Annotated in this window: 20 protein-coding genes; 15 read left to right on the top strand and 5 right to left on the bottom strand. The window is 50.5% G+C overall.

All coding sequences use genetic code 11. From position 1 onward, the window contains the following. Positions 1-16 precede the first annotated feature (16 nt). Positions 17-1,384, bottom strand: coding sequence for an AAA family ATPase (locus tag ABNS49_RS11375; RefSeq protein WP_135979073.1), 1,368 nt, complete (start codon positions 1,382-1,384; stop codon positions 17-19). Positions 1,385-1,722: 338 nt separating this feature from the next. Between ABNS49_RS11375 and ABNS49_RS11370 the strand changes: the two genes are divergently transcribed. The 12 genes from ABNS49_RS11370 (at position 1,723) to ABNS49_RS11315 (ending at position 12,148) form a co-directional block, all read left to right on the top strand. Further along, positions 1,723-2,256: an XRE family transcriptional regulator gene (locus ABNS49_RS11370; RefSeq protein ID WP_135979201.1), complete on the top strand. Its 534-nt coding sequence runs from the start codon at positions 1,723-1,725 to the stop codon at positions 2,254-2,256. A gap of 14 nt (positions 2,257-2,270) precedes the next feature. Next, positions 2,271-3,854, top strand: a complete 1,584-nt coding sequence (locus ABNS49_RS11365; protein WP_135979072.1) for an ABC transporter ATP-binding protein — start codon at positions 2,271-2,273, stop codon at positions 3,852-3,854. Further along, positions 3,854-4,687 (top strand): ABC transporter permease, encoded by an 834-nt coding sequence (locus ABNS49_RS11360; protein ID WP_135979071.1) that lies wholly within the window; start codon positions 3,854-3,856, stop codon positions 4,685-4,687. Before ABNS49_RS11365 ends, ABNS49_RS11360 begins: the two co-directional genes overlap by 1 nt. Next, the gene (locus ABNS49_RS11355) at positions 4,687-6,600 is read left to right on the top strand and encodes an extracellular solute-binding protein (protein ID WP_135979070.1); all 1,914 of its coding nucleotides are present in this window, start codon (positions 4,687-4,689) and stop codon (positions 6,598-6,600) included. The genes ABNS49_RS11360 and ABNS49_RS11355 overlap by 1 nt, the downstream gene beginning before the upstream one ends. A 134-nt stretch (positions 6,601-6,734) precedes the next feature. Then, positions 6,735-7,343, top strand: a complete 609-nt coding sequence (locus tag ABNS49_RS11350) for a GyrI-like domain-containing protein (RefSeq protein ID WP_135979069.1) — start codon at positions 6,735-6,737, stop codon at positions 7,341-7,343. 23 nt (positions 7,344-7,366) lie between these two features. After that, a complete protein-coding gene (locus ABNS49_RS11345) occupies positions 7,367-8,011 on the top strand; it encodes an HAD family hydrolase (protein WP_135979068.1) in 645 nt (214 codons plus the stop codon). A gap of 50 nt (positions 8,012-8,061) precedes the next feature. Then, positions 8,062-8,355 (top strand): hypothetical protein, encoded by a 294-nt coding sequence (locus ABNS49_RS11340; RefSeq protein WP_135979067.1) that lies wholly within the window; start codon positions 8,062-8,064, stop codon positions 8,353-8,355. A gap of 100 nt (positions 8,356-8,455) precedes the next feature. Beyond that, the gene (locus ABNS49_RS11335; protein WP_168353478.1) at positions 8,456-9,508 is read left to right on the top strand and encodes an acyltransferase; all 1,053 of its coding nucleotides are present in this window, start codon (positions 8,456-8,458) and stop codon (positions 9,506-9,508) included. Positions 9,509-9,613: 105 nt separating this feature from the next. Beyond that, positions 9,614-10,582 carry a M56 family metallopeptidase gene (locus ABNS49_RS11330; protein WP_288342396.1) on the top strand — a complete coding sequence of 323 codons (969 nt, stop codon included), beginning with the start codon at positions 9,614-9,616 and terminating at the stop codon, positions 10,580-10,582. 2 nt (positions 10,583-10,584) lie between these two features. Further along, positions 10,585-10,950 carry a BlaI/MecI/CopY family transcriptional regulator gene (locus ABNS49_RS11325; protein ID WP_168353477.1) on the top strand — a complete coding sequence of 122 codons (366 nt, stop codon included), beginning with the start codon at positions 10,585-10,587 and terminating at the stop codon, positions 10,948-10,950. Next, a complete protein-coding gene (locus ABNS49_RS11320) occupies positions 10,947-11,480 on the top strand; it encodes a hypothetical protein (RefSeq protein ID WP_135979063.1) in 534 nt (177 codons plus the stop codon). The genes ABNS49_RS11325 and ABNS49_RS11320 overlap by 4 nt, the downstream gene beginning before the upstream one ends. Positions 11,481-11,482: 2 nt before the next feature. Then, positions 11,483-12,148: a hypothetical protein gene (locus ABNS49_RS11315; RefSeq protein WP_135979062.1), complete on the top strand. Its 666-nt coding sequence runs from the start codon at positions 11,483-11,485 to the stop codon at positions 12,146-12,148. Between the two features lie 108 nt (positions 12,149-12,256). Here the strand turns inward: ABNS49_RS11315 and ABNS49_RS11310 are convergent, their stop codons facing one another. From ABNS49_RS11310 to ABNS49_RS11300, 3 genes are all read right to left on the bottom strand, one after another. Continuing rightward, positions 12,257-13,090 carry a hypothetical protein gene (locus ABNS49_RS11310; protein ID WP_135979061.1) on the bottom strand — a complete coding sequence of 278 codons (834 nt, stop codon included), beginning with the start codon at positions 13,088-13,090 and terminating at the stop codon, positions 12,257-12,259. Between the two features lie 132 nt (positions 13,091-13,222). Then, positions 13,223-14,050 carry a hypothetical protein gene (locus ABNS49_RS11305; RefSeq protein ID WP_135979060.1) on the bottom strand — a complete coding sequence of 276 codons (828 nt, stop codon included), beginning with the start codon at positions 14,048-14,050 and terminating at the stop codon, positions 13,223-13,225. Positions 14,051-14,118: 68 nt separating this feature from the next. After that, positions 14,119-14,820, bottom strand: coding sequence for a LytTR family DNA-binding domain-containing protein (locus tag ABNS49_RS11300; RefSeq protein WP_135979059.1), 702 nt, complete (start codon positions 14,818-14,820; stop codon positions 14,119-14,121). Between the two features lie 477 nt (positions 14,821-15,297). On the opposite strand from ABNS49_RS11300, the gene ABNS49_RS11295 reads away from it, so the two are divergent. The 3 genes from ABNS49_RS11295 (at position 15,298) to ABNS49_RS11285 (ending at position 18,480) form a co-directional block, all read left to right on the top strand. Beyond that, complete coding sequence (locus tag ABNS49_RS11295; RefSeq protein ID WP_135979058.1) at positions 15,298-16,077, top strand: hypothetical protein; 780 nt, start codon at positions 15,298-15,300, stop codon at positions 16,075-16,077. 118 nt (positions 16,078-16,195) lie between these two features. Beyond that, positions 16,196-16,741 carry a glucose-6-phosphate isomerase family protein gene (locus tag ABNS49_RS11290; protein WP_135979057.1) on the top strand — a complete coding sequence of 182 codons (546 nt, stop codon included), beginning with the start codon at positions 16,196-16,198 and terminating at the stop codon, positions 16,739-16,741. 11 nt (positions 16,742-16,752) lie between these two features. Further along, positions 16,753-18,480, top strand: coding sequence for a class I mannose-6-phosphate isomerase (locus ABNS49_RS11285; protein ID WP_135979056.1), 1,728 nt, complete (start codon positions 16,753-16,755; stop codon positions 18,478-18,480). Positions 18,481-18,565: 85 nt separating this feature from the next. On the opposite strand, the gene ugpC is transcribed toward ABNS49_RS11285, so the two are convergent. Then, positions 18,566-19,714, bottom strand: a complete 1,149-nt coding sequence (gene ugpC, locus ABNS49_RS11280; RefSeq protein ID WP_348688194.1) for a sn-glycerol-3-phosphate ABC transporter ATP-binding protein UgpC — start codon at positions 19,712-19,714, stop codon at positions 18,566-18,568. Positions 19,715-19,781 lie beyond the last annotated feature (67 nt).

Here is a 19,781-nt window from a genome sequence, read left to right as displayed (position 1 = left end):
CTTCGGGCGTCTTTTTTTATTTTGGCGGGAGCAGATCGCTGAAATTTGTTTTGAGAAGAGCCGGCTTTTCCGTATGCGCATGCTCTAGCAAAAAAACCATATAAAATGGCAAATACAGAACGTTTCCTTGACGGCGGACATTTCCTTTGCAAAAAACGATTCCTTCTTCGATTTTCCATTCCGGATTGGCGAGCGCGCGGTCGAGCGAAGGATGCTTTGTAAAATCATTCCCGGATTTGATTTCCAAAGTCGTGATTTTCTGCCTGTTTTGGATCACGAAATCCAATTCACCGATCTTTTTGGAATCGAAATAATACAACGGGAACCGGTTGGAGGTGAGCGACTGGGCAAAGACGTTTTCCAAAAGCGAACCATGATTGATCTGCACGTTTCCCTGCAAAACGTCAAACTGGATCTCGTCTAACGACATCGCGCAAAGCAATCCGGTATCGCAAAAATACAGCTTGAATAAATTTCGCTTTAAATTTAAATCGAGCGGAATGACAGGCGCGGTGCAGTTATAGCACGGCAAAGCCACGCCGGCCTCGCTTAACCACAGAAAGCTGCTTTCGAAATGGATGGAACGCGCGTTTTTGGCGATATGTGAAAGCTTGAACCGGTTGTTTTTGGCATTCAGCTGGGAAGGGATCTGATCCAGCACATCGCGGATCTTTGGCTTGTCGGTATTCGGCGCGTATTGGGCAATATCCTGACGATACAGCGCCAGCAAGTCGTGTTGAATGTGCGTGACTTCGGAAATATCACCCGAATCAATAAAAGCCTGCACGACTTTCGGCATTCCGCCAACGACCATATACGTACGGAAAAGCTTGATCAATGTATCGTGAATGCTGGCACTGACTTCCGTTTCATTGCGAAACGCCTGTTGAATATAGGAAATCGTCGCTTCGGGAATTTGATGGGCCCACAAAAACTCTTCAAAATCCAAAGGATACATGCGCACGATTTGTTCAAATCCGACCGGATAGGAACGGACTTCGCGAAACCGAACGCCCAGCATGGATCCCGTTTCGATATAATCGCACCGGCCATCCAGGACGAGCGTTTTGATGTGCGTGCGCGCGGCAGGGCACGCCTCGACCTCGTCAAAGAGGACCAATGTATGGCCGGGGATGATTCTTTGGCGTGTATAGGCGGATAAGTTGCGCAAAATGTCCTCGGCCCGGTCCACATGTTCGAAAATCTTGCCGGCGTCCTCCTGCAGCAAAAAGTTCACCTCGATCGTCTGCTGATAGTGCGTCCTGCCAAATTCTTTGGCAATCGTGGTTTTTCCGGTTTGACGAGCACCCATGATGCAGAGCGCGACTCCCTCGTTTCGCTCTTTCCAGGCTTCCAAAACCGCCATCATTTTTCGTTTCAGCACCGCTTATCACCTCTTCACGTTTATTTTAACGTTTTTCTTCACGCTTTTCTATAAAAAATCAATCGAAAATTCACGTTTTTCCTCACGTTTTTCTATATGCTTTTTTCTTCCATAACAGTTCGCATTCATACCGACGACTCCTGATCGGCAATATCAACCGCCACGATTTTCGTTTCAGCACCGCTTCTTGCCGCTTCACGTTTTCTTTTTGCGGTTTCAACCGAAACCGCACGCAAAAGTATTGTATTCCTAAACTTTTCGTTTATAATATGTTTGTTTGTTTAAATGAATTTTAAGTTTAACAATATTAAACAAAAGGAGAGATGAGGAAACAGGAAATGGATATCGGGACCAAGATCAAACAGCTTCGTCTTGTCAACGACTTGACGCTGGAGGAGCTCGCTTCCCGCTCCGAGCTGACGAAGGGCTTTTTGTCGCAAGTCGAACGAAACTTGACAAGCCCGAGCATTTCGTCGCTGGAGGACATTTTGGAAGCGCTCGGGACGAATCTGTCTGAATTTTTTCAAGAGGAGCCGGACGAGAAAGTCGTGTTCACGAAGGACGACTTTTTTGTCGACGAAAGGGAGGATCACACGATTGAGTGGATCGTGCCTAACGCGCAGAAAAACGCCATGGAGCCAATTTTGCTGACGCTGCCGCCCCACGGCCGCTCGCAGACGATGACCTCCTACAACGGGGAGGAGTTTGGCTACGTACTCAAAGGCGTCGTCGATCTCGTAATCGAAAACAAGCGCTACCGCGTCAAAGCGAAAGAGACATTTTATGTGGATGGCAGCCGCAGCCATACGCTGGTCAATCCGGGCGCCAAGGAGGCGCAGGTGCTGTGGATCACAACGCCGCCTATGTTTTAGAAAGGACGTTTCGAATGGATCAGGAAAAAAAGAAAATTATTCAGTTTAAAAACATCGTCAAGAAGTTTGACGACCAGATCATATTGAAAGGAATCGACCTCGATATTTACGAAAACGAGTTCGTCACCCTGCTTGGCCCGTCGGGCTGCGGCAAGACGACGCTGCTTCGTATTTTGGGCGGGTTTCTCGAACCCGACAAAGGCGAAGTCATCGTCGATGGCAAGGACATTTCCAAGCTGCCGCCATACAAGCGCGAGCTCAACACCGTGTTTCAAAAATACGCGCTGTTTCCGAACATGAACGTGTTCGACAACATCGCGTTTGGTTTGAAAATCAAAAAGATGAGTAAGGACGTCATCGAGCAAAAAGTCATGAAGATGCTCAAGCTCATTGGACTGGAAGGCTACGAAAACAAAGACGTGACGCTCATGTCGGGCGGCCAGCAGCAGCGGGTCGCGATCGCCAGGGCGCTCGTCAACGAGCCAAGCGTGCTGCTGCTTGACGAGCCGCTCAGCGCCCTCGACCTCAAGCTGCGCAAGGAAATGCAGTACGAGCTCAAGCGCATCCAGCAGGAAGTCGGCATCACGTTCATCTTCGTCACTCACGACCAGGAGGAGGCGCTGACGATGTCCGACAAAATCGTCGTCATGAAGGAAGGCGAGATCCAGCAGGTCGGCACGCCGCAGGATATTTACAACGAGCCGGTCAACCGCTATGTCGCCCGCTTTATCGGCGAGTCCAACATCATTCCGGGCCGGATGATTCACGACAAGCTCGTGCGCTTCGACGACCACAACTTCGAGTGCGTCGACGTCGGCTACAAGGAAAACGAGCTTGTGGACGTCATCATTCGTCCCGAGGACATCGACATCGTGCCTGAAGGCCAGGGAAAAATGTCGGGGACGGTCGAGAGCGTGCTGTTCAAAGGCGTGCACTACGAAGTCATGGTGGAAACCGTGCCGGGCACGCACGTCACGGTCAACATGCACGTCAACAAAGTGGGCGCCAACGTCAAAGAGGAAGGCGACGTGCGGATCTCCGCCAACGACTTCTACCTCGATATCGAAGATATGAAAGACTGGGACGATTCCGATTTGATCGCCCGCGCCGACGCGCAGGCGTGGTCGAAAGAAACGGACGAGTATTTTCCGATTCAAAAGGTCGATACCGATCTTAAGGACGAAATTGGCGAATACGAAATCACGTTCCATACGGTGAATGGCTTGTCGATTACGCGGCGCGTGTGGGTCGTGGACCAGAAAGTCGTCGAAAACAAGAAGGCCAACGAAGCCGTTTCGGCGTTCAACTTCTTTAAGACCGTGGACGAGATCAAGGAATCCATGGCGCTGGACACCGATTTAAAGACGTGGGCCAATGCGCAAGGCTGGAAGCTTGACGACGAGAACGAAACGGTCGACCTTTCCGTCGACTACAACTTCGATCCGGAACACATCAAGGAAGGCATCTACAAGGTGACGTTCTGGACGACGGGCCGCGAGTTCAAGATCCATACGACTGATTTTGTGGAGGAAGGTAAAGAGGTCGGACTGACGTTCTTCCCGGAAGACATCCATATTATGGAGAAGATGGGATTCTAATGCGGCGGTTTCGACAACTCACCATTCCGTATTTGATTTGGGCGGTCGTCATGTTGCTCATTCCGATGGGGCTGATTTTAATGTATTCGTTTTTACGGCCCGGCAACTCGATCATCCACTTTCAATTAACGCTGGAAAACTATATTCGTTTCTTTACCGATCAGGACTTTTTGATCATTTTATGGCGCTCGCTGCTGATTGCGCTCAAAACGACGGTCATCTGTTTGCTGCTCGGCTATCCGATCGCCTATTTTATCTCGCGTTGCTCGGAAAAAACGCAATCGGCGCTCATTCTGGCGATTACCGTCCCGATGTGGATCAACATGCTCGTGCGCACGTACGCGTGGATCGGCATCCTGTCCAAAGGCGGACTCGCCTCGTGGTTTTTGTCGCTGTTTGGCGTGAAAAACGCCGAGCTGCTGTATACGGAGGCGGCCGTTTTGATTGGCATGGTGTACAACTTTTTGCCGTTCATGATTTTGCAGATCAACACGGTGCTGTCCAAAATGGACAAGTCGCTGCTGGAAGCGAGCGCCGATCTTGGCGCCAACAAGTTCCAGACGTTTTGGCGCGTCGTGTTCCCGCTTTCGCTGCCAGGCGTCGTGTCGGGTATCACGCTCGTGTTTTTGCCGGCGGTTTCGGCGTTCTTCATTCCGAAGCTGCTGGGCGGCGGCCAGTACTTCCTCATTGGAAACGTCATCGAGAACCAGTTCATCACGGTAGGTGAGTGGAACTTTGGCTCCGCGATCTCGATGATCATGGCGTTTGTCATGATGCTCCTTATGATGCTCGTGCGTCGTCTGGACCGCAAGAGCGGCCGGGAGGATTCGTAATGCACACGAAAGACAAGAAGGTTTTCGGCAAGGCGCTCATGGCGCTGACTATCGTGTTCTTTTATTTGCCTATCGTGTTCATGGTTATCTTCTCGTTTAACGACAGCAAGTCGCTGACGGCGTTTACGGGCTTCTCGATGCGCTGGTACGAGGCGATGTTCAAAAACCACAGCATGATGGAATCATTGTATGTGACGCTCATCATCGCGGTCATCGCGACGATTGTCAGCACGATCGTGGGCACGATCACGGCCATCGGCCTCGTGTATTCGAAAAAATGGGTGAAGCGCTTCATCCAGCAAGTCAACGACTTGCCGATGATGAACCCGGAAATCGTGACGGCCATCGGCTTGATGCTGTTGTTTATTACGTTCCAAATCGAGCGCGGCTTTACAACGCTGCTCATGGCGCACATCGCGTTTTGCATCCCGTACGTCATGCTTTCGGTCATGCCGAAGCTGCGCAGCCTGGACCCGAACCTGGCGGACGCGGCGATGGATCTGGGCGCGACGCCGTGGCAGGCGCTGACGAAAGTCATCGTGCCGCAAATCATGCCGGGCATCGTTTCGGGTGCCTTGATCGCGTTTACGATGTCGTTTGACGACTTTATCATTTCGTACTTTACGACCGGGCAGGGCGTGAAAAACTTGTCGATCATGGTGTATACGATGAGCAAGCGGGTCAATCCGAGCATCAACGCCATTAGTACGCTTGTCGTCGTGTTTATCACGATCAGCTTGCTCATTGCTAACATCATTCCCGTCATGCGTCAGAAAATACGGAAAAAGGAAGTGGCGGAAAGCGGCGCGTTCAAGCAGCCGAAAAAAGGACCGAAAATCGTCATCGGCCTGCTCATCGCGGCGCTGGCGATCGGGTTGTTCTCGTATAAAAAGGCGGCGGACGACAACAAGCCGTTTGCCGGCCAGACGCTGCACGTGTACAACTGGGGCGAGTACGTCGGGGAAAACTTCTTATCGAATTTCGAGGAGCAAACCGGCGCCAAAGTCGTGATGGACAACTTCGACTCCAACGAGCAGATGTACATCAAGGTGGCCAACAACGAGTCGTACGACGTGCTTGTGCCAAGCGACTACATGATCCAGCGTTTGATTTTGGAGGATTTGCTCCAGCCACTTGATCGTGAAAAAATCCAGCCGTCCCTCGACTTGCTCGATCCAAATGTGCTTGACCAGCCGTTTGATCCGGGCAACCAGTATTCTGTGCCGTATTTCTGGGGCAGCGTGGGTATCGTGTACGACAAGCGCAAAGTCGACGTGAAAGACCTCGAAGAGGAAGGGTTCAACATTTTCCTCGATCCGAAATACAAAGGGGATCTTTACTTGTACGATTCGGAGCGTGACTCGTTCATGATGGCGCTCAAGGCGCTGGGCTACTCGATGAATACCGAGAATCCGGACGAGATCCAGGCGGCGTACAACTGGCTGCTGCAATGCGTGCAGACGATGAATCCGGAAATCGTGACGGACGAGATCATCGACAACATGGCGCAGGGACGCAAGGCGCTTGGCCTCATTTATTCGGGCGACGCCACGTATGTCATGAGCGAAAATGAGAATATGGGCTATTTTATGCCGACACAAGGCTCCAACTTGTGGAGCGACGGCATGGTCATTCCGAAAAACGCGAAAAATGTCGATTTGGCGTACGCGTTTATCAACTACACGTGCCAGTACGAGGCGGCGTACGACAACTCGAGCTACGTAGGCTACACGGCGTCCAACATGGAGGCGCAGGACGAGCTGGCGGAAGGCGAATACGCGGGCATCGACTCGTACGTGCCGCGTTCGGGCAATCCGAAAGACGAGGTGTTCACGTACAACGAGAACACGCGCAAAACGATCGCGGATCTGTGGTCGCGGGTGAAGATCGCGGCCAGCAACGCGACGGAATAAGCGAAAAATGTTCATGGAGAAGACGGTTTAAAACGCGCCTTCTCTTTTTTTTGCGAAAGAAGCGAGAAAAACGACATGCGCGTGTCCCAGTTGTTTTCTTCCTGTGGTACGATAGTTTACAAGGAGATGTTGTTATGAAATATGAATGGCGAAAACAAAAGAAAACCGAATACGGAGCGAAAACGTCCCCGTCGCTCGTGAATGTTTTGCCAACAAACTATATTTTGATAGACGGGAAGGGAAATCCCAACGAGGCGGATTTTTCGAATCGCGTGTCTGTTTTGTATGCGTGGGCGTACGCGATCAAAAAGGCGTACAAGGAAGCGCCGCTTTCCGACGTGTTCGACGATTTTACCGTGTTTCCGCTCGAGGGCGTCTGGTCAAACGGCATGGAGGACGGAAAGCTTGTCAAAGACCATTTGGCGTATACGATCATGATCGCGCAGCCCGATTTTGTCGACGAGAAACTGGCGCAAGCCGCGCTGGCGCGGGTGAAGGAGAAAAAGCCGAGTCCGCTTTGGGAAAACGTGCGGTTTGGCGCCATGGCGGATGGGCCGTGCGTGCAGGTGCTGCATGTGGGATCGTACGACGACGAGCCGGCTTCTTTCGCGAAAATGGATGCGTTCACGCGGGACAATCATTTGGAGCGGGCGCAAGCCGCGCATCGTGAAATTTACTTGAGCAACGCGAACCGGGTGGAACCGGCCAAACGGAAAACGATTTTGCGGTATGCGGTAAAATAAGAAAGAAATGGAGAAAGAGGAAGATGAAAAACTGGAAAAAGGCGGTGTTGTTTGACTTGGACGGCACGTTGTGGGATTCGACGGCGAGCGTGATTTTGGCGTGGAACGAGGTGCTGGCGCGCTATCCGGACACGCGGCCGGTTTCGCAGGAGGAAATGAAGCGCGTGATGGGGTTTTCCATGGATCAAATTGGCGACAAGTTGTTTCCGTATTTGCCAGAGGCGCGTCGCGAGGCCATCCTGCGCGCTTGCGAGCTGCATGAAAACGAGTATATCCGCCAGCATGGCGGCGTGCTGTTCGACGGGGTGCGGCCTTTGCTGGAAAAGCTTCATGATCAATACGGAATCGGGATCGTATCGAATTGCCAGGCCGGCTATATCGAGGCGTTTCTGGAGCATTACGGGTTGCAAGATGTCGTGGATTGGACGCGGTCGTTTGGCGACTTCCGCAAGGAAAAGGCGGAAAACATTCGGGATGTGATGGTGGAAAACGGCATTGAGCAGGCCGTGTACGTGGGCGACATTGCCAACGATTTTCTTTCGGCCAGGCAGGCGGGTGTGCCCTTCGTGCTGGCGGGATACGGGTTCGCGCCATTTGAATACGAGCCAACGGCGCGCACGGTGGCGGATATCGAAGCGCGGGTGGACGAAGTCTTGCAGGCACATTGATTTCTTTGAAAACTTTCGTGCCGTACAATAAGAAAAAAGGAGGCGGGCGTATGGCACATTTTTTTAAGACGCTTGGCGAGGATTTTAAAAAAGCCATGAACGAGATGGACGAGGAAATGAGTCCGGACGATGTGAAGAAGAAGGATGACGCGGCTCTTCAAAGCGCGATCGAGGCGATTTTGGCGGATCCGAATATCGCGAAGCTGGATTTGAACGCGAAGGACGCGCTCAAGGCCCAGCTGGAAGAACGGATGCAAAAAATCGTCGATCAAAGCTTTCAGGATGGTTTTTCCTGCGGATACATGAATGGCAGCATGGTGAGCGACGAGGAAGGCTTCGAGTAAAAGCGAAGCCTTTTTTGCGCTTTGGTTTCTTGAAATGGCGGGGGATCCTCGATATAATGGGCGCGATTGTTCGTGGGATACGAAGGACAGGAGTGACGCGATGAAAACAACGGAAAAGAAGCCGGAACGGCAAATCCATTTTGATTTGCTGCGGATTTTGGCGTGCTTTATGGTGGTGGTGCTGCACGCGGCTTCGCGCTTTTTTGACACGACGCCGGTGGAAGCGGAAAACTGGATGGCGTACAACGCCTACGACGCGCTCGTTCGTTCGGCGGTCCCGCTGTTTGTGATGCTGAGCGGCGTGTTTTTCCTCGCGCCGGAGCGGCGAATTTCGCTGCGAAAGCTGTATCGAAAATCCATTGGCCGGATCGCGCTGGCGTATGTGGTTTGGTCGGCGGTGTATACGGTTTATGACGTGTGGACGGGGGCCGTGGCGTGCCAGCCGCTGTATGTGTTGCAGGCGTGGATCGCGGGACCGAAGCATTTGTGGTACATTCCGATGCTGATTGGCTTGTATGTGATTTCCCCGCTGCTTAAAAAGATAACCGAGCGCGCCGATCGGGATTTGATTCGGTATGGAATCGTCGTGTTTTTGGTGGCGGCCATCGTCAAGACGCTGAAGGCGTGCCCGTTTTTGCCGGGCGCGCAAACGATTGTTTTGCTGGCCGACCAAATTCCGACGGAGCTCGTGCTGTTGTATTCCAGCTACTTTTTGCTCGGGTGGTTTTTGACGCGCTGCTCGTTTTCCAAAACCCAAAAGCGAATTCTTTATGGGGCGGGCGCGCTTTGTCCGGTGGTGTGCGCTTTATTGACAGCGCTCGTTTCCCGGCAAAACGGTGAGGCGTATGCGGACCTCTACAACAATTTCACGATTTTCACAGCGCTGGAGGCGGTCGCGGTATTTGTGTTTTTCAAAGATTTCGCGCCTTCGGTTTCGGCGCGGATGAAGGCGTGGATCCATGTCCTATCCCAATGCACGCTGGGCATTTATTTGACGCACATTCTCGTGCTGCGGATCCTGGCTTCGCAAATGGATTTGCAGGCGGTCGCCGGGATCTGGATGGTGCCGTCGGTTTCGGTCGTCGTTTTCGCGCTTTCTTTTGTTTTGACTTGGAGTTTGCGGAAAATCAAAGGAGTTCGGGCCTTGTTGTGAGGGACCCGTTTTTTTATTTTTTGTACAAATTCCTGTTGTGAGCTGTAAAAATGTGCAATATAATCAAAATTCTGATATACTGTGGGCAATAGAGAGGGGATTGACATGGAACTATCCTGGTTTTCCATGGGAATCGCGGGACTGGAAGCTGCGATTTTGATCGGCTTGCTCGCTGTGCTTCTTAGTCGAAAGGAACATTATCGGTATGTTCGCGGCGGCCTGATTCAAGGATTTCTTGTTGTGATTTTCCTTCGGCTTTGGCTGCCTTGGACCTTTTGGGATGGACGGGAATTTTTTTCTCCTGCTTGTCAAAGTCTGGTCGGTTGGATATGGCTGGCGGGAATGATGGTGCAAGGCGTTCGATACGCGATCGTTTCGATTCAGCAAAGGGCATGGCTTCGGCATCTGCGAACGTTGTATCCGCTTCAAAGGATTGCGGGGTGTCCCTATCCGGTACGGATGGGCGAGCGAATCGAAGAGCCAGGCGTTATGGGATGGGAAAAAACGATTTATTTGCCGGACTTGCACTGGGAGCCTATGGAGCTTCGCTGCGTTTTACTTCATGAAAGCGCGCACCTGGATCATCGGGATTTGTGGTGGTTGCGATTTGGAAACGGATTGCGTATCGTGTACTGGTGGTGTCCGTGGATGGGGCGTCTAGGCGCACAGCTGGAGTTTTTTTTAGAAACCCGTGTGGATCAAAAGGTGGCATCCAGCCTAGCGCCGGACGAGTATTTGATTTACGCCCAAGTTCTTCTGGGGATGGAAAAGAAGCTTCGTAAGAGTAGTGCGCGAGGAAAAGCGCAGCAAATGTCATCGTATTTGTGGGGACTTCGCATGGAGCAAAGGTTAAAACGCGTGCTGACGGCTGGATCGCTGGCGCTGGTGCTGACACTGGCTTTTGGATTTCAAGGATTGGAATCTCCCGCTTTTGACGCGTATTGGGTGGCGCGAGCCGATGGCACAATGTGGTTGATTGAAAATGGAAAAGTCAAAGAAAGAAAACCGGCGGAACGGTTTTTCGAGCAGGAAAGCGATTTGCCTGTCGTTTGGGAGAGAGAAAGAGGTGGATGAGAATGAGAAGGATCTTGACGAAAATGGAGTTTGAAGTGATGAGTGTGTTGTGGGAAGGCGAGGGACCGATGTCCTCGACAGATATTATCATGGCCGCTCCGATTGAATTTAAGCAAAGCACGGTGCAAGCCGTTTTGCGGACGCTGCTAAAAGAAGGATGGATCCAGATTGGCGGCGTTTCGATTCATACGAAAGTGCCGGCGCGCGAATTTGTGCCGGTCATCACGAACGAGGAATACGTGCAGTCGATGCTGGGGAAAAAGAGCGGATTTTCCATGGCGTCGCATCTGATTGAAAAAACAGAAGATGTGGAGGAGCTAGAAAAACTGGAAGGAATGATTCAGGCTCGCTTAAAAGCAAAGCGATGATTTCTGTTTTCTGGATGGTTGCCGGGATTTGGATCGTGGGATGCGTTGCGCAGTTGATTCGTTTGGGCATTTACTGGTATCGGCGGGTCGTGGTGCTTCGCTATCGGGATTTATGGCCGGAAGCGGAGAAAAAGAATATGGACTTGCTCAAAAGAAAGAGCTGGTTTTCGTTTCGCATGCTTCGTTCGATTGTGTTTTGGTGGATGTGGAATCAGGAAAAGCCGGGATTTTTTCTCGGCTTTACGACGTTTGAGTCGCAGTTGTTTGTCAATCGCCTTTATTTTTATTTAGAAGGGGAGCAGCATCGGCGAAGCTCGCCTCTTGTGCTTGGCGGAATTGGCTGTCTTGTTTTTGTGATGGCAGCCGCTTTCTCATGTTTACAGGGGATGGATCGCGAAAAAGAATGGTCTCGCTACTATTTGAAGCGGGACGATGCGACATATAGTTTAGTTGAGAATGGGAAAATCGTGCAGGAGCGGGTAAAGAAGCGGGATCTTTCTTTGCCCGTTGTTGTGGAAGAAGGAGAATAAGAATGAGAAAGGGAATGATTGCGACGGTTTTATGCCTTGCTTTGAGCGGATGTGTGGCGAAGCCGGATTCAATTTCTTTATCGGCAGAAAAAGAGAAAATTCAAGTCAAGGAGCCTTTGGAAATCGTGGTGAGCAGTTCGCGATCGTTATCGGCGGACGCGTTTGAACCCATCGAAGATGCGCAAATCGTGGAGCAGAATGGACGGTTTTACTTTGAGGCGTTCGAAAATGGTGTTTATTCGATTGTCGCACGACAAAATCAGATAGTAAGCAACGCACTCATTGTCGATGTCGGCTATCATGATCCAAAGCCGGAGGAGTACGAATTGGAGCCGGTGCCGGATGAGGAGCGTCCAAAAACGCTGGATGCGGGCTGGGTGCTGGCGGACCCGGCGGCTTATGTCGACCGGCAAATTACTGTTTTGGCTTCTTTGCCGCAAGTCGTGATGCGGGATGAAAACGGACAGCCATATGCGGTGGCTTTGCCTGCGGATGGAAACGAGGAGCATGGATTGTTGCGCTTGTCGGGCGAGCCGCTTTCGTTTGGTGGATGCTTGGCGGAGCTGGATGGCGTTTTGGAACAGCGAGAGGATGGCACGTATGAATTGTATGTGGTGGAAGCGCGGATGGTTTTGGATGGCGCGGCGCGCAATACAACGGAACAATAGAGCGGAAACGCTCTTTTTTCGTATAAATAGAAAGAAGCCCGCTAAACAGCGGGCTGGAGAGAAACGGAATGACGAACCCCCTTCGTCATTTTCACAAAAATTCGATGGTTAACTATGTGCGGATTCGTCCGATACTTCCTCGAAGCTGGTTACGTTGAACACGTATTGATCGTTGCCGATTTTCTGCTTTTCAAGCGTGCCGGTTAGTTCGGCGATACATCCGCCAATCGTGACATTGGCCCCTTCAAGACGAAGCCGGTCGCTTGGATCGTTGATATCGCTACCGCCGCTTGTCGGGTAAATGATTTCGTATGGGTTGTTGTTGGCGTCGTAAGCGGCGGTTTGTGGCAACGCGCCAATGATCGTGATCGACTGGCCGACATAATCGTCCGGATCGCTTAAGATCGTGGCGACGTCAATCGCGTCTGGCGAGGCTTCGCCAGGGTTTTGCGTTTGTGTTTGTGTGGAAGCAGAGCTGCCCGCGTTTGAGGAGGAAGAGGCAGTATTGTCTGTGCTCGTCGTCGCATCGTTGCTGGTCGTCTGGGAATCGTCCGTTGCCGGCGCGCTGCTTGTTGTCTGGTCGGTATCGGCTGCTGCAACCAGTTCGCTTTCTTCAGCAACGACAGTGATGGTGATCGTGTTGCTTGTTACGTTGCCCTGTTTGGCGGAAATCGTGTAGGTTCCCGCGTCGGAGGCGGAAAATTCGGCATTGTCTTTTGTCACTTTGACATTTCCTCCAGAACAAGTGAAGTCTTTATCGGTTAATTGAATAGTTGCCGGATCGGTTTTGATATGGATATCGGTGTCGGTGTCGACAAGAACTTTGTCGGCTTCCGGATCCAGCTGAATGGTTTTTAAAGTTTCGGTTTTTTTGCTGGTTGCTGAACAGCCTGCCAAAAGGATGAGCGAGCATACCGCGAAAAAGCTAATTATTTTTTTCATAAAATGCCTCCAATGTTATCTTCAATATAATTCATTTTGGAAAAAGCGCAAAGAAATATGACCAACATAATACAAAATATAAGTGTTGCCTGTGCGAAAAAAAGACTTTGCGTAAGCAAAGTCGAAGAAAGTTTATTGAACTTGGGCGTAGCTGGTGACATCCAGCGCGTAAGAGCCATCGTCTTGCTTTTCCAGTGTTCCTGTCAGCTGCGCTGGAACGGAATGGATTCCGACTGGATAGCCAATAAGCTTCATGCCATCCAGTGAAGTGCCTTTGTCGTTCAACGTTCCGACAACGGTCACGTCCTGTCCGGCGTATTTGTCGGGATCTTTTGTGAGGTCGGATGCGCTGAGTGCGTCGGCGTCGGCCTTTGGTGGAATGTAAGGCTGGTCGTCATCCTGGCTGTCGCTTGTCGACTGGGACTGGCTTATGCCCGCATTGCTCGAAGACGAGCTGGTTGTGCTGGAGCTTGGCGTTGTTGTTGTCGAGCTGCTGCTTTCTGTCTGGGACGAGCTGCTTGTGTTGTCGGAAACGTTGACGTTGATGTCCGTTTCGGATTGGGAAACATTCGCTTCGCTGTTTGCGCTTGTGTCGGTCTTTGGTTTTGTATCCGGCACTTTGACTTTGGCGAGTTCTGTTTGCTGCTCGACCACGGTAATTTTAATGGTGTTGCTTGTGATACCGTCTTTTTTCGCTGTAATAGTGTAGGTTCCCGGTTTGGAAGCGGAGAATTCCGCGTTGTCTTTGTTGACTTCCACGTTGCCGCCAAGGGTTGAAAAATCCGAATCGGTGAGCTGCACGTTTTCAGGATCGGTGACGATCGCGATATCCGTATTGGTATCCACAAGAACTTTGTTCGCTTCTGGATTGAGCTGAATGCTGGTCAGCTCTTTTTTATTTCCGCATCCGGCGCAGAGGACAAGTCCGCCCGCCAGAAAGAGTCCAATGATTTTTTTCATACTATCCTCCATTGTTTCTTTTAATAATCATAAGATGTTTTGCGGGAAATTCAAAGGGTCGTGCCTATTTACTCAACTTGGGTATGGTCTTTCCACGCTTCTAAAAATTCAGGCTTGTATTTTCTTGACAGTGGAAGGGTTTGCTTGTTTAGTAAGGTGATTTCGTTTTTTTCAATTTTTAAAATCGCATCCAGTCGAACGTAGATGGATTTAAAGCATTGGGCGAATCCGGTATTTCTCAGTTTCTTCATCCAAACATGAAGCGGGTAAGGCGTTTTAATTTTTTGACCGGAGCAAAGAATCATGTATGTCGTTTTCCGTTGAAATTCAAAATATAAAATGTCATGCAGCGCGATGCGCGTGCTTGAAACGGACGGATCGTAAAAAGAAAGATGGTTTTGAAACGAGTGGATCAAGGCGGGTTTCAAAGCCTTTTCAAATTGCGAAAAAGAGGTGGAGTCGATCATATAGTAAGTGGCTTGTGTCAAGTATCCCTGCCGGAGCTTGGCACCGTTTTTTGAATTCAGGACGATCAGACAGTCTTTGTTGGTGTGCTTGATTTGCATGCCAGTTTCAATCGCTTTTGGATCGTGGTCGATATCGAGAAACAACAGCTGGACTTGGTGACGCACGGCCATAAGGGAAGCGCGGTCCAAAAGAATATGAATCTCGCAAGGAAAATGAAGCTGATGGAAAAGCTGGGCGACAAAGTGTTTGGTGTTTTCTGCGCGTACGATGTCCTGATCGAAAATCGCAATGTAAATGTTCATGATGACCTCCGGTTATAAATCGTAAAAACAGTGGGTGAATTTCATGCCTTGGATTATAGGAGCACTCTGGATAGGGTTCAAGTGTTTTCATAGAAAAGGCGTCCGAAAACGGAAGAAAGATAACAGTATTGAATTAGATTACGACTGGATAAAAAATAAAAATGTGTAACTTATCCATAAAAACGGCATCTTATTCCGCTCCCATTGAAAACAACAATGATAGTCTATAAAATGTAAAAAAGAACAGATAGAATTATCTTATGAAAAAGGTAATAAAGGCATGACTTGTCTTTTATAAAAAAGCGAGCATAAAAAATACGATAAGAATGGCCGTTTTTTTAAAAGAAAAAGCAAAGCAGCTGTCAAATAAATGATAAAACAAAATAACTTATCTATCAAATAAAAATATTGTTTAATTTTTGTTGAAATAGGCAATCGTTACATGTATAATGAAAGCGATTACAGGGGGAATGATATATGAAAACAATCACAAAAGCATTGGCGCTCTGCCTTGGCCTCGCGTTGACGGTCGGATGCGCAAGCGCGCCAAAAGAGGAACCAAAGAAAGAAGCGGAAAAGAAACTGGAAAAGATCGAATTGACGGCCGCGAAAACGGAAGTCGATGTGGATGAGGAACTGGAAATCACGGTGAACGCCACACCAAAGAACTTTACGATCCAAACGGAGTCGTTCGCGGCCATGAATGGGGCGAACATTACGATGAAAGACAAAAAGTATGTCTTTAAAGCGTCCAAAGCCGGCGACTACGCCGTGCAGGCCAAACAGGACGCCATCGACAGCAACGTTTTGAAAATCAAAGTGGTGGAGGAAGAACAGCCGGAAAAAGAAGACCAGTCCGCAAAACAGCCGGAAACCGAAACCGTTTCCGACGAAAAGGCGGCGGAAAGCGCGGTAGGCTACAACGGCTATCCGCACAACAATCCAAACTGGAACGCCGACGAGGAACAAGTTGTTGTTGGCGGCGATGGCACACCACACAACGGGCCGGCAAGTGTTGACTGGGTGTTAGAGAATGTAGATCAATATTTGGTTCCCAATCAGGAAACATGGGTAACTGGAAACGTACCGCAGGCTTTGAAAGAAGATGCGAACGGAAATATGTCCATGGTATTATGGAATGCAGATCAGACGCAATATATTGTCCTTAAAGGATATACAGGAAACGGTGGGCAAGAAGTAACATTGACTGGAACCTTAAGTAAAGATGGAAACGTTTATGTTTTGACCGTACAATAAAGAATGGGAAGACCAATCGTCTTCCTTTTTTTTGTCGGGAAAGATTATTTTTCGTGTTGACGGTCGCTTTTTTGCAACTTATAATAATGATATACCTTTTAAGGGAGAGGAGAGGACTATGGAAATCAAACGTTCCCCGTTTTTCCATGACTGGGAGGCGGGGTTAAAATCGGAGCAGATGGAAACCTCCATCAAGCGGTATCGGGACGCGAAAACATTTTATAAAAGCGTGGATGAAACGCTCGATCCCGACACGATCATGTATTCGGTGCAGTGTCTGACGGACCCGGATATTGTGGGCGGCCATTTGAACTGGGGGATTTCAAAACTGGAACCTGTCACGGTGGATGGCGAATGCAATATGACGCGCGGCCATTTTCATTCGAACCTGGATTGCCAGGAATATTACTGGTGCGCTAAAGGAAGCGGATTGCTGATGCTGATGGATGAAACGGGCACGTGCTGGTGCGAAGCGATGGAGCCGGGCACGTTACATAAAATCGACGGGCACTACGCGCATCGCCTCATCAATACGGGCGACGAGGCGCTCGAAGTCATTTGCGTATGGAACAACGATGCCGGACACGACTACGCGCGCGTGGAGGCGATGCCGTTTCCGGTCCGCGTATTCAAACGCGATGGAAAAATCGAATGGGAAGAATGAAGGAGAAACCAATGAAAAGCTTATATGATCCGCATCCAAAAACAAAAATCAACGGATATCCCGACGCGCTCATCGACGGATGGGACGCGATTCGCGCGACGTTGCAACCTCAAGGACCGACGCTCGTGTTCGACACGTATCCGGGCGTATACGACGAGAAAGTGAAGACCGAACTCAAACAAATACCGCACGACGTATGGATCGACGCGATCGACATGTTCAAAGCCAAGGAAACGATTCGCGAACAGCTTCGATACCATATCACGGACGACCGCATTTTCGGACGGATGTACTATGGGGAAATCGACAACTTTATCGTACCGGAAAAGCGGGCCGCGCTGCAAGCGCGCGCCAAAGAAGCGGCCGAGGCGGGACAGCGTGTCATCGTGTACGGGTATGGCGCCAGCCTGATAGCAACCGGGACCCTCGTGTATTTGGATATGGCGCGTTGGGAAATCACGCTGCGCTATCGCAATGGAATGGCGAATTTTCAGGAAGACAATTTCGACGAGGACGCTTTGCGGAAAATCAAACGCGGATTCTTTACCGAATGGCGGGTGGCCGACAAGCATAAACGATCGCTGTTTGATTCCATCGACTATTTTCTCGACACGAACGACATGGATCATGTGAAAATGGTAGCCGGTGAAGCGGTGCGTGCCGGTCTGGCGCAAATGGCGCACCGGCCGTTCCGGCTCGTGCCGTATTTTGATCCGGGTGTCTGGGGCGGCCAGTGGATGAAAGACGTGTGCAATTTGGATCCGGACAAGGAAAACTACGCGTGGAGCTTTGACGGCGTCCCGGAAGAAAACTCGATTTATTTGGATTTTGGCAACGGGTACATCGAGCTGCCGGCCATGGATCTCGTTCTTTACGAGCCAAAACCGCTGTTGGGCGCGTCCGTCTATTCCCGGTTTGGCGCGGAATTCCCGATTCGTTTCGACTTTTTGGACACGATTGGCGGGCAAAACCTGTCGCTGCAAGTTCACCCGCTCACCGAATACATCCACCGCACGTTCGGCATGGCGTACACGCAAGATGAAAGCTATTATATTTTGGACGCCAAAGACGGGGCGACGGTGTATTTGGGCTTGAAAGAAGGCGTCGACAAAGAACAAATGATCGCGGATTTGTACGCGGCTAACCGGGGCGAGATCTTGTTCGACGCCGAAAAATACATCAACAAGTTTCCGGCGAAGAAGCACGACCACTTCCTCATTCCGGCAGGGACTTGCCATTGCTCGGGCGCGGACGCGATGGTGCTGGAAATTAGCGCGACGCCGTACTGTTTCACGTTTAAATTGTGGGACTGGGCGCGTGTCGGGCTGGACGGACTGCCTAGACCGGTTCATATCGACCACGGAAAGCAAAACATTCAATGGGACCGGACGACAAAATGGGTCGAGGACAATCTTGTCAACGCGGTTTATACCGTTCGCGAGGACGAACATGTCAAAGAGGAACATACCGGATTGCACGAGCTGGAATACATTGAAACGCGCCGGTTGTGGATCGAGGACGAGGCGCTGGTGGAAAACGAGGACAATGTCAACATGCTGAACTTGATTGAGGGCCAAATGGCGCGAATCGAAAGCGTGGACGGATCGTTTGAACCATTTGAAGTGCATTACGCGGAAACGTTCATCGTGCCGGCATCGGTGAAAAACTACAAGATCGTCAATCCGACCGATTCGACGATTGGCGTCATTCGGGCGTATGTACGAAAACCGCAAGCGTAACGAAGGAAGGCGATTGCCTTCTTTTTTTTGCGCGTGTCAAACCAACAAAAAAAGGACAGCTTTTTCGCTGTCCCGTTCATTTGAATTAGTGAGCCAGTTCTCCGGTTGCCGGGTCGATGTCCACAAGGACGTTTTCCTGGCTGTCTTTGTCGAAGATGTGGATCTTGTTGTTGTCGAAAGCGAGCTTGATCGTGTCGCCAACACGCACTGGCGTATCCGGCTCCACAGTCGCTGTGATTTGCTGCCCGTTGACGTTGACATACAAGTTGGAAGTCGAACCGAGCATTTCATACACGTCGACATGGCCTTCCACGGTGGAGTCCGCGAATTTCGCGAGCATTTCCGGCGCGTCACCCAGGTCTTCCGGACGGATGCCGACTGTGACTTCCTGACCGTCTTTGTATCCTTTTTTCTTTAAACGGGCCGCTTTGTCCGCGGAAAGTTTCACATCGTGGTTGGCAATCGTCACGAAGACGTCCTCGCCTTTTTCTTTCAATGTCGCTTCGATGAAGTTCATTTGCGGCGCGCCGATAAAGCCCGCCACGAATTTATTGACTGGCGAGTCATACAGATTTTGCGGCGTGTCGATCTGCTGCACTTCGCCATCGCTCATCACGACGATCCGGTCGCCCAGCGTCATAGCTTCGGTCTGGTCGTGCGTTACGTACACGATGGTCGAGCCGAGCTTTTCGTGCAGTCTGGAAATTTCCACACGCATCTGGCCACGCAGCTTCGCGTCCAGGTTGGACAAAGGCTCGTCCATGAGCAAAACCTTTGGATGACGAACGATGGCGCGTCCCATCGCGACACGTTGTCTTTGTCCTCCGGAAAGCGCCTTCGGCTTGCGGTCAAGCAGGCTTTCAAGCCCCAGCGTTTTTGCCGCCTCGTCGACGCGGGCGTCGATTTCGTTTTTCGGCAGTTTGGCAATCTTTAACGGGAATTCCATGTTTTCGCGAATCGTCATGTGCGGATACAGAGCGTAGCTTTGGAACACCATCGCGATGTCGCGGTCTTTTGGCTCCTCGTCGTTGACGCGCTTGCCGTCGATGACCAGATCGCCACCGGTAATGTCTTCCAGTCCTGCAATCATGCGCAGGGTCGTCGATTTTCCACAGCCGGAAGGGCCTACGAAGATCACAAATTCCCCGTCCTGAATATCCAGGTTAAAATCTTTTACGGCGACAAATCCGTTTGGATATGTCTTATTGATGTGCTTTAAATTTAAATCAGCCATTTGAGCATTTTTCTCCTTATCTTGTCATACTTTCTGTTTTTAGCAACATAAAAGCGGTTTCATTTCG

This window comes from uncultured Dubosiella sp., assembly GCF_964018005.1.
GTDB lineage: Bacteria > Bacillota_I > Bacilli_A > Erysipelotrichales > Erysipelotrichaceae > Dubosiella > Dubosiella muris.
Note: the sequence above shows the minus strand (reverse complement) of the source record. Positions and strands in the feature narration are given on the sequence as shown.